Genomic DNA, 13,326 nt, shown 5'->3' with positions numbered 1-13,326 from the left:
AGCACGGTGGATATTCTCTCAAGCCTGGCCATCGGTTTCGCCGCCGCGCTGACGCCGATCAATCTGATGTGGGGATTCATCGGCTGCCTGCTCGGCACGGCCATCGGTGTGTTGCCGGGGATCGGACCGGCGCTGACCGTTGCGCTGCTGTTGCCGATCACGGCCAAGGTCGACCCCACGGGGGCGCTGATCATGTTCGCCGGGATCTATTACGGCGCTCAGTTCGGCGGCTCGACCACGTCCATCCTGCTCAATACCCCCGGGGAATCGTCGTCCATGGTCACGGCCCTGGAAGGCAACCTCATGGCCCGAAACGGACGGGCAGGGCCGGCCCTGGCGACGGCGGCTATCGGGTCGTTTGTCGCCGGCACCATCGCGACGATCCTGCTCACCTTGTTTGCGCCCATCGTTGCCAGGTTGGCGCTGAAGTTTGGTCCGGCGGAGTATTTTGCGATTCTGGTGCTGTCCTTCACGACGGTGTCGGCAGTGCTCGGCGCTTCGATGCTGCGGGGTTTCGTCTCGCTGGGGATTGGCTTGACGATTGGCTTGATCGGCCTGGATTCGACCTCGGGCATTGCCCGCTACACCCTGGGCGTGCCGGAGTTGGTGGATGGCATTGAAGTCGTGCTCGTGGCAGTCGGTTTGTTTGCCGTGGGCGAGGCGTTGTACAGCTTGCTGTATCAAAAAGAAGAAGCGTCCGGTCGGCACCGGCTGACGTCTTTGTGGATGACGCGCGCCGACTGGAAACGCTCGATTCCCGCCTGGCTGCGGGGCACTCTGATCGGTTTTCCTTTCGGCTCCATTCCGGCCGGTGGCGCTGAAATCCCGACCTTTTTGTCCTATTCGGCCGAACGCAAACTGAGCAAGTTTCCCAAAGAGTTTGCAGGCAGCAAGGGCGAGGGTGCCATCGAAGGCGTTGCCGGCCCCGAGGCCGCCAACAATGCCAGCGCGACCGGTTCCCTGGTGCCGCTGCTGACGCTGGGCATTCCGACTTCCGCCACGGCTGCAATCCTGTTGGCCGCGTTCCAGAACTACAACCTGCAACCGGGGCCGATGCTGTTCCAGACCTCGGGTGATCTGGTCTGGACCCTTGTCGCCTCGCTGTACATCGGCAACGTCATCCTGCTGGTGTTGAACCTGCCGTTGGTGGGGTTGTGGGTCAAATTGTTGCAGATTCCCCGACCGTACCTGAACGCCGGCATTCTGGTGTTCGCCACCATTGGTGTATACGGCATGCGCCACTCTTCGTTCGACTTGCTGCTGATGCTGGCAATCGGTTGGGGCGGGGTGCTGATGCGGCGCTTCGATTTCCCTGTCGCGCCGGTGATCGTGGGCATGCTGCTGGGGCCGATGGCCGAAAAACAGCTGCGCAACGCGTTGTCCATCAGCGAAGGTGACTGGATGATCTTTCTGACGCAACCTATCGCCGCGTCGTTCCTCGCGCTGACCCTGTTGGTGTTGATCGTGCCCCATCTACTGCACGCTCGGGGCATCAAGTTGCATGAGGATGATTAGGCAGTTTTCTTCAATACGCAGGGCAGGGCGCTCAGTACCTTGGGCGCTGGTTTTCCTGAATTGAAGAAGGTGTGCGATGAGTCTGATTATCTCCATGGCCACATTTGCCCTGGTGGCGTCGATAACGCCGGGGCCGGTCAACATTGTCGCGTTGAGTTCGGGGGCGCAGTTCGGCTTTCGCGCCAGTCAGCGGCATGTGGCCGGGGCCACGTTGGGCTTTGTGTTATTGCTGGTGTTGATGGGCCTGGGGCTGCATGAGGTGTTGCGCATCTGGCCCGCGCTGACACAGGTGGTGCAACTGGCGGGCGTGGCGTTTCTGTTGTTCATGGCCTGGAAGCTTGCGGCAGACGATGGTTGCATCGACGCCAAAGAGTCGCGCCGGGCACCGTCGATGCTGTATGGCGCGGTGATGCAATGGCTTAACCCGAAAGCCTGGCTGGCGTGTGTGGCGGGCATGGGCGCCTTCGTCGCGGACGGCGAGGCGCGGTTGGTCTGGCAGTTTGCAGCGGTGTATCTGGTGATTTGCTACGTGTCGGTGGGGTGCTGGGCGTATGCCGGAACTTTTCTGCAGGGTTATCTGAATAACCCTGCAGGCATGCGCTTGTTTAACCGCGTCATGGCGCTATTGCTGGGGGCGAGTGCCGTGTATCTGCTGGTTTCCTAGCCCCGGCCACTCACCTCAATCGAGACCGTGCAGCAAACTGAACTCATTTTTTATCAACGGCGTGCTTAGCCTCGATACTGTCCCGGTGTCGCTGCCAGATGCTGTTTGAATACCCGCTGGAAATGCGCCTGATCGGCAAATCCCGCTTCCAGTGCTACCTCCGCAATCAACTTGCCATTGCGCAGTTGATCACGGGCGAACTGGATACGCCGGTTGACCAGAAAGGCATGGGGCGTCATGCCGTAATGGTGCTTGAAGGCGCGAATCAGGTAGGACGGAGACAGTTGAGCCGCGTCGCAAATATCCTCGAGCTTGAGTGGGTGTGTACAGTTGTCACGAATGTAGTCGGCGGCCCGTTCCAGCTTGAAATTGGGTTCGCGCAACGCTTGACCGACCGGGTTTAGCCGCTGTTGCACATCGGTAAAAAACTCTACCGCCGCACTGTGTTTGCACAACACGTCCTGCCAGGGATCAACCAGTATTTCGTACAAACTGTTGAGGCCGTCGAACAGGTTGCCATCGCGGGTGTGGGTGACGGAAAACCGCCTGAAGGCGGAGTCCTGGCTGAAGCCGAGCTGACGCTGCAAATCGGTCAGCCAAGGCGTTTCGACGTACAGCATCAAGTATGACCACGGCTGGTCGTCGATCGGATTGCAGGCATGGACATCATCAGGGTTCATCAACACCACGGTGCCGGCGCTGACCTGGAACTGCGCTTGCTCATGAAGGTAAGTACTGCGCCCGGCGGTGATCGCACCGATGGAAAAGTGCTCGTGGGAATGCCGGGTGTAGCAGACCTCGCGGCCGTCGGCGATGGAACGGGCCTCGATGAAGGGCAGGGCATCGTCTCGCCAGAAACGGGGTGCTGTGTCAGCGTCTTTGGCAAAGGTGTGCTTCATCGTCAATGTCCTCGGCAGGCCAGCAACGGAGTGTATTAGCTCTCGCCGTCAAAGGCTCGTCGCAACGCGGCAATGTCGAGCTTTTTCATCTGCATCATGGCTTGCATGGCGCGTTGGGATTTCTTCGTGTCGGGGTCTTTGAGCATGTCCATCATGGCGACCGGCACGATCTGCCAGGACAAGCCGAATTTGTCCTTGACCCAACCGCACTGCTCGTTCTGCGGATGGGCGGAAAGCGAGCCCCAGAAATAGTCGACTTCTTCCTGGGTCTGGCAGTTGACCTGAAACGAAATCGCTTCGCTGAACGCGAACACCGGGCCGCCATTGAGGCCTGTCATGGGCTGCCCGTCGAGTTCGAAGCTGACCGTCATCACAGAGCCTTCGGGCATGCCATGAACCTCCTGGCCGGCCTTGCCGTAGTGAGTGATGGCAGTGATTTTCGAATGATCGAAGATCGAACAGTAAAACTTCGCCGCCTCTTCGGCCTGATTGTCGAACCAGAGGCAGGGCGTCAGTTTTTGCACGCGTTGCATGATGATGCTCCTCTACGGGTGATTCATGCTGGATTATCAGCGTAGCCAGCTTGTAGTCGATTGGCTGGACCGTAGATCGACATTTACCCTCAGGTCTTGGTGTGCGATTGAGTCAAAATGACACTTATGTGAGTCATATAGACCATTAACGAGAGTGGTCGTTATGACTCATATCGCTTCAGGGTGCTGATTTGGAAGGATTAAAAAACTGGCATGAGACTTGATACGTAAAACGTACAACTGAACTGCTTCAGGAGTACGGAAAAATGTTCGAGTTCTTCAACAATCCTCAGAACGTTCTGAACCTGTCGAGTCGCGTGCTGGGCGCGGGTCTGGCACTGCTTTTGGCGGGCATCTACGGCGCGTATCTCTACGGCGGCCATGTGCCAATCGTGGCGCTGGTGATGATGCATGCCATGACCATCGTCGGGCCGACCTTGCTCAAGATCGGCTATGTGATGCGCCTGCTGGCCCAGCATCGGTTGAGTAAAGGTTTGGTCAGGGCGTTGGCCTGATGCGCAAACTCGCCGCTGCACCCCTTTTCAGTCTCGGCTTTCGACCCTTCTTTCTGGCGATCACCGGTGCGAGCCGGGTGTTTCCGGTACCGTTTTCCGGGTGGGGGCTGGGCTCTCGGCGCTGTTGTGGAGCGGCGCTTTCGGCCTGTTTCTCATGCACTACACCGCCATCCTGTTGAGGCCGAGACTCTAATGCCCGAGGCCGCCGCGATCAGCGATCCACTGCGTGGCCATGTCGATGAAGGCGCGCAGTTTCGGTTGAGTCTGGGTACGGCTGGGGAAGTACAGGTACAACCCCGAACTCAGCGGCACAAACGGCTGCAGCACTCGCTCCAGCTGACCGTTCGCCAGCTCGTCGATGATCTCCAGGTTGCAGGCGTAAGCTAATCCGAGCCCGTTTCGGGCGGCGCTGATCAGTAGCTTGCGATCATTGACGAGCACGCCACTCTCGACGCCCACCGTGAAGTCTCGCCCGTCGCGGCGAAATTCCCAGCGATGCGCGCTGCCGGAGCTGGCGAAGCGGAAGCCGATGCACGCATGCCGGGTCAGCTCTTCCGGGCTGAGCGGTTTGCCGGCCTTGGCGAAGTACGCTGGCGAACCTACCACCGACCATTGCAGGTCCGGTGTCAGGCGCACGGCGATCATGTCTTTCTCGATGGACTCTCCCAGCCGGATCCCGGCATCGAAACCGCTTTCCATCAAGTCGACTGTGGCGTCGTCCAATGAAATGTCGAGGCCGACCTGCGGATAAGCCTGGCGAAACAGCGGCATCAGCGGCTCGATCAACAAGGCGCCGGACAGGCGTGGCGCGGTGATGCGCAACGTGCCCATCGGTTGGTCGCGAAAACCGCTGAGCACCGCCAGGGCTTCGTCGATTTCACTGGCCGCCGGACGCAAGCGAGCGAACAGGCTGGCGCCAGCCTCGGTCAACGCCACCCGGCGCGTAGTGCGCTGGAACAGCAACACGCCGGTGCGCCGCTCGAGCAGTTTGATCGCGTGGCTGACCGCCGTGGGCGTCACCGCCAACCGGGTGGCGGCGAGGGTGAAGCTTTTGTGCTCGGCCACCGCCAGAAACTCGGTCAAGCCATCGAAAGGATCGTGATTCATATCGGCGCCATTATGAAAGACAGTTTCATAGTGCTTGTAACACGAGGGCATTTTTCAGACCAATCTTCCTGCGTACCTTGTGCTCACCCCAACCCGAACAAGGAACTCGATTCATGACCACTTCCCACACCTTCAAACGTGTCTGGCTTATCACTGGCGCTTCCCGCGGTATCGGCGCCAAGATCGCGGCCGCTGCACTGGCCAATGGCGACGCCGTGGTGGCCACCGCCCGTGATGCCAGCAGCGTCACCCAACGTTTCGGCACTCAACCCGCGTTGCTCGCCGTGTCCCTGGATGTCACCAACGAAGCGCAAGGCGTTGCGGTCGCCAAGGCCGCCATCGAGCATTTCGGGCGCATCGATGTGTTGGTCAACAACGCCGGCTTTGGTTTGCTGGGCGCGGTGGAAGAAGCCAGCGCCGATGAAGTGCGCCGCGTGTACGAAACCAACGTCTTCGGTTTGCTGAACATCACTCGGGCCGTGTTGCCATACATGCGCGCCGCCCGCAGTGGGCATGTGATCAACCTGTCTTCGGTGGGGGGTTACGCGTCGGGGCCGGGGTTTGGCGTCTATTGCTCGACCAAGTTTGCCGTCGAAGGCCTGAGCGAGGCGTTGCACGCCGAGTTGGCACCTGTGGGCGTCAAAGTCACCGTGGTTGAGCCTGGATACTTCCGGACCGAGTTCCTCGAGGGCAACTCCCTGGTCGAATCCCCGTCGACGATTGCCGACTACGACAGCACGGCGGGTGAGGTGCGCAAAATTGCCAAGGCCGTGACCCTGAACCAGCCGGGCGACCCGGACAAGCTCGCCCAGGCCATGATCACCCTGGTGGAAGCAAAAAAGGCACCGCTGCGCTTGCCGCTGGGCAGTGATTGCGTCGCGGCGATCGAAGCCAAGAACGCCTTCGTCGCTGATGAATTGCAGACGTGGCGCGAGGTGTCGGTGTCCACCGACTACTGATCGCAATCTTTGTGGCCAGGGAGCTGCTGTGGCGAGGGAGCTTGCTCCCGCTGGGCTGCGAAGCGGCCCCAAGCCCTCCAAACCCGGTACATCAGAAAAACCGTGTTAGCTGGTTTTGCGAGGCTTCGCCGCCGAGCGGGAGCAAGCGCCCTCGCCACAAATGCCCACCAGGCACAAAAGCCCGCTAGCCGCTCAAGCGCCATCACTACAAAACCTCATTCCAAGGCCACCCATCAAGGTGGCCTTTTTTTGACCGGTGGTCGATGAACCGGTCTCGCCCGGCATTTTGCGCTTAGCTGTAGGGATAACCGGAGGCGCGCGTAGGCATTCCGTGTCACAGCGACGCCCCTTCAGAACACCGTGAGTCTGAGGAAATTCGCAATGCTGACCCTGAATATCAACGGCAAGGATCAGGAGTTGGATGTCCCCGCGGACATGCCGCTGCTCTGGGTCCTGCGCGATGTCGCGCACCTGACCGGGACCAAATTCGGTTGCGGCATGGCCCAGTGTGGCGCCTGCACCGTACACGTCGACGGCGCGCCGCTGCGCTCGTGCATCACGCCCGCCACCGCGGTGGCCCACGGGCAAAAAATCCTCACCATCGAAGGCCTGTCCACTGACGGTTCGCACCCAGTGCAGCAAGCCTGGGCCGAACTCGACGTGGTGCAGTGCGGTTACTGCCAGTCCGGGCAAATCATGTCCGCCGCCGCGCTGCTGGCGAAAATCCCCAAACCCACCGACAGCGACATCGATCAGGCGCTCTCCGGCAATATCTGCCGCTGCGGCACCTACCCAAGGATCCGCGCCGCGGTCAAACGCGCCGCCGAGATCGGTTGATGCCACGTTGAAGGGAGTCTGAACATGAACAGCATCAACCCGGTGTCACGTCGCGGTTTTCTCAAGGGCAGCGCGCTGTTGGGCGGAGGTCTGGTGGTGGCGTTCGTCATTCCCGGCGCCCATCGCTTTGCCGTGGGGGCGGAGAATGAAGGCAACGTGTTTGCGCCCAATGCGTTTTTACGGATCGGCAACGACAACGTCGTCACCGTACTGCTCGGCCACTCGGAAATGGGTCAGGGCATCTGGACCGGCCTCACCATGCTGATCGCAGAAGAGCTGGACGCCGACTGGTCGAAAATCCGCGTCGAACATTCACCCGCCTCGGCGGCTGACTACGGCATGGCGGGTTTCGGCGGAATGCAGATCACCGGCGGCTCGACCTCGACCTGGATGGAGTTCGATCGCTATCGGCAAGCCGGCGCGGCAGCGCGTCTGATGCTGGTCGACGCAGCCGCCAAGCGTTTCAACGTCGCGCCCTCGGCGATTCACACCGAGTCAGGCGTGGTCATTGCCGGCGACAATCGCGCGACCTACGGCGAACTGGCGGACGACGCCGGCAAGCTGCCGGTGCCGGATCCGGCCTCGATCAAGTTCAAAGAAGCCAAGGACTGGAAACTGATCGGCAAACCCACCAAGCGCCTGGACACCCCGGAGAAAATCACCGGCCGGGCCAAGTTCGGCATGGACGTGCAATTTGAGGGCTTGATGACCGCCATGGTCGCCCGCTCACCCGTGTTTGGCGGCAGCGTCAAATCTTTCGAAGGCGCCGAAGCGCTGGCCGTGCCGGGCGTGCATAAAGTGGTGCAGGTGCCCACCGGCGTGGCGGTGATTGCCGACCATTACTGGGCGGCGAAGCTGGGGCGCGATGCGCTGAAGGTCGAGTGGGACCTGGGGCCGAATGCCGGCCTCGACAGCCAGAAATTGCTGGAAAGCTTCCGCAAACTCGCGACCACGCCTGGCGTCTCGGCCAGCAAGGCCGGGGATACCACCGCCGCGCTGGGCAAGGCGGCCAAGACCGTCGATGTCGAATACAGCGTGCCGTACCTGGCCCATGCGCCGATGGAGCCGCTCAATTGCACGGTGAAAATCAGCAAGGACAAGTGCGAGATCTGGACCGGCACGCAGTTCCAGACCCTGGATCAAATGATCGCGGGCAAGATCACCGGGCTCAAACCTGAGCAGGTTGAAATCCACACCGAATTCCTCGGCGGCGGCTTCGGTCGTCGGGCCAATCCGACCTCGGACTTTGTCGCTGAAGCCGTGCAGGTCGCCAAGGCGGCAGGCGGGCCGGTGAAAACCGTCTGGTCCCGGGAGGATGACGTCCGCGGCGGTTATTACCGCTCGGCGTTCCTGCATCAGGCACGAATCGGCCTGGATGCTGGCGGCATGCCCGTGGCCTGGAAGCATGTGATGGTCGGTCAGTCGATCATGGCCGGCACCATGATGGAGGCGACGATGGTCAAGGACGGTATCGACAAGACCTCGGTCGAAGGCGTTGCCGACAGCCCGTACCTTGAAGACCTGGCCAATCACCAGGTGGAACTGCACTCGCCGACTACCGGCATCAGCGTGTTGTGGCTGCGTTCGGTGGGGCACAGCCACACGGCGTTTGTCATGGAGTCGTTGATTGATGAACTGGCGGAGGCGGCTGGCAAGGATCCGGTGGAATACCGACGAACCTTGCTCAAGGCGCATCCGCGACATTTGGGTGTGCTGAACCTCGCCGTCGAAAAAGCCAACTGGAAGGCGGAACTGCCGGACGGCCATGCCTTGGGTGTGGCGGTGCATGAGTCTTTCGGCAGTTACGTCGCGCAGGTCGCTGAGGTGTCCCAGGACAACCTGCAAATCCGCGTGCACCGGGTGGTGTGCGCGGTGGACTGCGGGATTGCGGTCAACCCGATGAGCATCGCGGCGCAGATGGAGTCCTGCATCACCTTCGGCCTCGGCTTTACCTTGCACAGCAAACTGACGTTCAAGGACGGCCAGGTGGTGCAATCCAATTACCACGACTATCAGGTGCTGCGGCTCAACGAAATGCCGGTGGTCGAAGTGCATATCGTGCCGAGCACTGAACGGTCCGGCGGTATTGGCGAAGCCGGCGTCCCACCCACGGCGCCGGCAGTGGCCAACGCGGTGTTCACCCTGACCGGGCAGCGCTTGCGGGAACTGCCGTTGCAACTGTCGGGGGTGTGAGATGAGACGACATCTGATTCTGGGGACGGTGGTGTTGATCGGCTTGGTCAGCTATGCCGAGCACCTGTTTGCTGACGATAAGGAAGCCATCAAGGCGTTTGATACGGTGCAGAAGGTCTTTCAAAGTCCGCGTTGCCAGAACTGTCATATCCCGGGCGATTCGCCGTTGCAGTTCGACGCAGGCATCCCCCATGCCATGAGCGTAGTGCGCGGGATGGACGGCAAGGGCGCAGCGGGTTTGCCCTGCTCGACCTGTCACGCCGAGGCCAATCCGCCCGCCAGTTACGGGCCGCATACACCACCGGGGGCGCCGCACTGGAGCTTGCCGCCCGCGGCGCACAAGATGGCCTGGATCGGGCTGCCAGCCGACCAGTTGTGCGCGATGATCAAGGATCGCTCCAGTAATGGTGACCGTGATTTCGCGGCCCTGATCAAGCACGTCACCGAGGACAAACTGGTGCTCTGGGGCTGGAATCCGGGTGAGGGAAGGGCGCCGGTACCGGTGCCGCACGACATTTTCGTCACCCAATTCAAGCTGTGGGCGACCGCTGGAGGCCCGTGTCCGGTGCAGGGCAGTTGACCGGCGGTCCGTTAACAGGGAGTCAAACCGGGTATGCACGACTCTAAAGTACATACCCGCCAATGGAGTGAGTCATGCTGATCCCAGGCAAACCGGTCAAGCGCGGTGCTTGTACAGACCCGTTACGTTCGCCACTGCAGGAGCGTGAGCTGCTGCGTGACCTGGCCCGCAAGGCCGAGCAAGAACTGATGGGCGTGCAGATGGCGAGCATGGACGAGTTGACGCTGCTGCCCAACCGCCACGGTTTTACAGCGCTGGCCCAACAGGGGATGGACGCCTGCCAGCAACTGGGGCTGCCGGCGACGCTGCTGTTTTTCGACCTCGATAACTTCAAGCGAATCAACTATCTGTACGGGCGCGCCGAGGGTGATCACGCCCTGAAGACCTTCGCTGACGTGCTGCGTATCGCCTTTCGCGAAAGCGATGTGATTGGTCGACTGGGCAACGATGAGTTTGTCGCCCTGTTGACGGGTGCAAGCGTTGTTGAGCTGTCCGCGATCAAGGCCCGGCTCGAAGAAATACTCGCCGAGCGCAATGCCACGGCGAATCGCAGTTTTGCCATTCACTTCAGCATTGGCCAGGTCGAGTTTGATGCTCGGCTAAACCCGACAGCGGAAGACGTGTTGACCCTGGCCGATAAGGCGATGCACGACACGGATCATTGCTGAGCGGCGCCTTGCAACGCTGCGGCAACGTAGGCGGCCGTTCGCAACAGGCGGCCATCGTCCCTGAACTTCCCGATGATCTGTAGCCCGACCGGCAACATGGGGTGGGCGCGCACCAGCGGGACGTTCACCTGCGGCCAGCCAAACGCCCCCCAGAACTTGATGAAATCCGACGGTCCGGTGCTTTCCAGGCCCATCGGCGCGACCATCCCGCAGGAGGCGCCGAGCATGGCGTCGAACGGTTGGCAAAGCTCATTCAAACGGGGCGCAAGGGTGGCCAGGCGCGCCTTGGCAGCGGATTCCTGCTCCCAGGTTGTTGCCGCCGCTCGCTCGAACATGGCCAGTGTCGATGGGCTCAGTTGAGCACGATGGCGTTGGAATTCCTTGGCCAGCGAGCGGGCACCTTCGCAATCGTTGATCAGCTGATGGTCGTCGAACACTGCGGCAAACTCATCGGGCAGTTCCAGTTCGCTCACATAATGGCCGGCGCTGCGCAACTGATCCGTGGCCTGCTCCAGAGCGCAGGCCACCTCGGCGTCCACCTGATCCCAGCGTGAGGTGCGGCAGAAACCCAGCCGCAGTGGACGCCGCTCGACGTCCGGCACTACAAAACCGGGAATCAACACCCGCGCCACAAGGTGCAGATCGCGCACCGATCGTCCATACCAGCCCACGGTGTCGAAGCTCGGCGCCAGCGGCTTTACACCTTCCAGCGACACCAGTCCCAGGGACGGTTTGTAGGCGAAGAGACCGCAATAGGACGCCGGCTTGAGCAACGAGCCCGCTGTTTGGGTGCCCAGCGCCACCGCAAAGAAACCCGCTGCCATCCCCGCCGCCGAACCCGCGCTGGAGCTGCCCGGCGTGCGAGCGAGATCGTGAGGATTTCGGGTCGGGCCAGTGTGCATGTAGGCAAATTCGGTGGTGTGGGTCTTGCCCATGATCAGCGCCCCGGCCTGGCGCAGCAGCGTCACGACGTGGGCATCCCGGGACGGTTGATGGTCGGCGTAGATGGGCGAGAAGAATTGCGTGGGATAGGCGGCCGTGTCGAAGATGTCCTTGATGCCGACGGGGACGCCGGCCAGCAGGCCGCGCCCGGTGATCTGCGCAGCATCGGCACGCACCTGCCGGTCGTCGAACGAGACGAACGCCTGAATCTCCGGCTCCCGCGCCTGAATGCACTCAAGAAAGGATTCGGCGATGGCGGCAGCGGTCGTATCGCCATTGACTACCGCTTCACTGAGGGTGGTCGCGTCAAGGGCTGGGCGGTTCATTTGGCGAACAACTGGCTGATGTTTTTAAATGCCTTGAACTCCAACGCGTTGCCGCAAGGGTCGAAGAGAAACATCGTGGACTGCTCGCCCACCAATCCCTGAAAGCGGATGCCTGGCTCGATCACGAAGCGTGTCCCAAGGCCTTTCAAGCGCTCGGCCAGCGCCTCCCATTCCGCTATCCCCAGCACCACACCGAAATGCGGTACCGGTACGTCATGACCGTCCACGGCATTGGTGTGCGCCGCTTCCTGTGAAGCGTTTTTCGGTGCCAGGTGTATCACCAGTTGATGGCCGAAAAAGTTGAAGTCGACCCAATGCTCGCTGGAGCGGCCTTCTTCAAGACCGAAGACTTCGCCATAGAAACGCCGGGCAGCGGCCAGATCGTAAACCGGTACAGCCAAGTGAAAAGGGGAGAGTTGCATCGGATTCGCCTCGGATTGTCAGGAGATGAGGCTGAGTTTAGCGCTATGATTTTTGATTGAAAGACGATAGTTTTTGCGTCGAGCTCAAATTATTTCGATCAATCGAGAAGTCCAATGCTGCGCGAATTGAAAACCTTCGTCGCCGTCACACGCTACGGCACATTCGCCGCCGCCGGCATGCACATCGGTCTGACGCAGTCGGCGGTCAGCGCGCAGATGCGCAACCTGGAAAAGGCGCTGGGCATCCGCCTGTTCGATCGCACCGGGCGACAGGCGATTCTGAATGCCGCAGGGCAACGGGCATTGCCGATGGCACAGCAGATCCTCGACACGTTTAGCCGGATGGCCGTCAGTGAGGACGTCAGCGAGTACCGTGGCGAGTTGAAAATCGGTGCGGTGGCCACGGTCCAGACCGGGTTGCTACCTCAGGCATTTTTGCGCTTGAGGGAGCAGGCACCGCTGCTGGAACCGAAACTGGTGCCGGGCGTGTCGTTGAGCCTGCTGAGTCAGGTCGATACGGGTGAGGTGGATCTGGCGATATTGATCAAGCCGCCCTTCGAACTGCCCAAGGAGCTGTCGGCGCAGGTGATTCGCCGGGAACCGTTTGTATTGATCGTGCCGATGGATCTTGAGGGCGATGATCCGCTGCAGATCCTCGCGAGCCAGCCGCACGTGCGGTACGACCGTAACTCATTCGGAGGGCGCCTGATTACGCGATTTTTGCGTGAACAGCAGATTGATGTGCACGTGGCGATGGAGATGGATGAGCTGGAAGCCATTGTGAAAATGGTTGAATGCGGGTTTGGCGTTTCACTGCTGCCCGAGGCCGGGTTATGGCTTGAACATGGGGCGAAAGTCAGGATCATTGCGCTGGGCGAGCTGACGTTTTATCGGGAGATTGTCTTGTTGCAGCGCTACAGCCAACGCACACAGCCGATCCAGCTGTTGTTTGCCAAGTGCCTGACGCAACCTCCTGGCTAACGCAGGCGTGCAGTGTATGTGCTGTAAAGAATGAATTTTGGCTCTTGAAGACAGTAAGACTGTTATTTATGACAGTGATATGCGTGTCGGCTTTCGCATTAGGGTGGCGCTGTCAAACGGATCTGGCTGTCGGGATGGATGTTTGTTGGCATTCCCCTGATTGCATGGAGCCCTTACTTCAGGAG

Annotated in this window: 14 protein-coding genes; 9 read left to right on the top strand and 5 right to left on the bottom strand. The window is 60.7% G+C overall.

Annotated elements, in window-relative coordinates:
* Positions 1 to 6 precede the first annotated feature (6 nt).
* Both FBY01_RS26780 and FBY01_RS26775 read left to right on the top strand, forming a co-directional pair.
* Positions 7 to 1,515, top strand: coding sequence for a tripartite tricarboxylate transporter permease (locus FBY01_RS26780; protein ID WP_145310187.1), 1,509 nt, complete (start codon positions 7 to 9; stop codon positions 1,513 to 1,515).
* A gap of 76 nt (positions 1,516 to 1,591) precedes the next feature.
* Entirely contained in the window at positions 1,592 to 2,179 is a 588-nt protein-coding gene (locus tag FBY01_RS26775) for a LysE family translocator (protein WP_145310185.1), read from the top strand.
* A 65-nt stretch (positions 2,180 to 2,244) separates the two neighbouring features.
* Here the strand turns inward: FBY01_RS26775 and FBY01_RS26770 are convergent, their stop codons facing one another.
* A complete protein-coding gene (locus FBY01_RS26770) occupies positions 2,245 to 3,078 on the bottom strand; it encodes an AraC family transcriptional regulator (protein ID WP_145310183.1) in 834 nt (277 codons plus the stop codon).
* Between the two features lie 35 nt (positions 3,079 to 3,113).
* Positions 3,114 to 3,611, bottom strand: coding sequence for a VOC family protein (locus tag FBY01_RS26765; protein WP_145310181.1), 498 nt, complete (start codon positions 3,609 to 3,611; stop codon positions 3,114 to 3,116).
* A gap of 266 nt (positions 3,612 to 3,877) precedes the next feature.
* Here FBY01_RS26765 and FBY01_RS26760 point away from each other — a divergent pair, with 266 nt between their 5' ends.
* Positions 3,878 to 4,126, top strand: a complete 249-nt coding sequence (locus tag FBY01_RS26760; RefSeq protein WP_077750507.1) for a transmembrane sensor/regulator PpyR — start codon at positions 3,878 to 3,880, stop codon at positions 4,124 to 4,126.
* Positions 4,127 to 4,315: 189 nt separating this feature from the next.
* Here the strand turns inward: FBY01_RS26760 and FBY01_RS26750 are convergent, their stop codons facing one another.
* A complete protein-coding gene (locus tag FBY01_RS26750; protein WP_083376909.1) occupies positions 4,316 to 5,233 on the bottom strand; it encodes a LysR family transcriptional regulator in 918 nt (305 codons plus the stop codon).
* A 113-nt stretch (positions 5,234 to 5,346) separates the two neighbouring features.
* Between FBY01_RS26750 and FBY01_RS26745 the strand changes: the two genes are divergently transcribed.
* The 5 genes from FBY01_RS26745 to FBY01_RS26725 all read left to right on the top strand — a co-directional run bounded on the left by FBY01_RS26745 (position 5,347) and on the right by FBY01_RS26725 (position 10,470).
* Positions 5,347 to 6,192, top strand: coding sequence for an oxidoreductase (locus FBY01_RS26745; RefSeq protein WP_145310178.1), 846 nt, complete (start codon positions 5,347 to 5,349; stop codon positions 6,190 to 6,192).
* Between the two features lie 381 nt (positions 6,193 to 6,573).
* The gene (locus FBY01_RS26740; RefSeq protein ID WP_010459764.1) at positions 6,574 to 7,029 is read left to right on the top strand and encodes a (2Fe-2S)-binding protein; all 456 of its coding nucleotides are present in this window, start codon (positions 6,574 to 6,576) and stop codon (positions 7,027 to 7,029) included.
* Positions 7,030 to 7,053: 24 nt separating this feature from the next.
* Entirely contained in the window at positions 7,054 to 9,222 is a 2,169-nt protein-coding gene (locus tag FBY01_RS26735; protein ID WP_145310176.1) for a xanthine dehydrogenase family protein molybdopterin-binding subunit, read from the top strand.
* A gap of 1 nt (position 9,223) precedes the next feature.
* Entirely contained in the window at positions 9,224 to 9,802 is a 579-nt protein-coding gene (locus FBY01_RS26730; RefSeq protein WP_145310175.1) for a hypothetical protein, read from the top strand.
* A 74-nt stretch (positions 9,803 to 9,876) separates the two neighbouring features.
* Positions 9,877 to 10,470 carry a GGDEF domain-containing protein gene (locus FBY01_RS26725; RefSeq protein WP_010459770.1) on the top strand — a complete coding sequence of 198 codons (594 nt, stop codon included), beginning with the start codon at positions 9,877 to 9,879 and terminating at the stop codon, positions 10,468 to 10,470.
* Here FBY01_RS26725 and FBY01_RS26720 read toward each other — a convergent pair.
* Positions 10,461 to 11,738, bottom strand: coding sequence for an amidase (locus FBY01_RS26720; protein WP_145310173.1), 1,278 nt, complete (start codon positions 11,736 to 11,738; stop codon positions 10,461 to 10,463). The two genes, FBY01_RS26725 and FBY01_RS26720, sit on opposite strands and share 10 nt — an antisense overlap.
* Positions 11,735 to 12,160 (bottom strand): VOC family protein, encoded by a 426-nt coding sequence (locus FBY01_RS26715; RefSeq protein ID WP_145310171.1) that lies wholly within the window; start codon positions 12,158 to 12,160, stop codon positions 11,735 to 11,737. Before FBY01_RS26715 ends, FBY01_RS26720 begins: the two co-directional genes overlap by 4 nt.
* Before the next feature lie 114 nt (positions 12,161 to 12,274).
* On the opposite strand from FBY01_RS26715, the gene FBY01_RS26710 reads away from it, so the two are divergent.
* A complete protein-coding gene (locus FBY01_RS26710) occupies positions 12,275 to 13,141 on the top strand; it encodes a LysR family transcriptional regulator (protein ID WP_145310169.1) in 867 nt (288 codons plus the stop codon).
* The last annotated feature ends 185 nt before the right edge of the window (positions 13,142 to 13,326 follow it).

Source organism: Pseudomonas sp. SJZ077, from assembly GCF_007993905.1.
In the GTDB taxonomy this organism is placed as follows: Bacteria; Pseudomonadota; Gammaproteobacteria; order Pseudomonadales; family Pseudomonadaceae; genus Aquipseudomonas; species Aquipseudomonas mandelii.
Note: the sequence above shows the minus strand (reverse complement) of the source record. Positions and strands in the feature narration are given on the sequence as shown.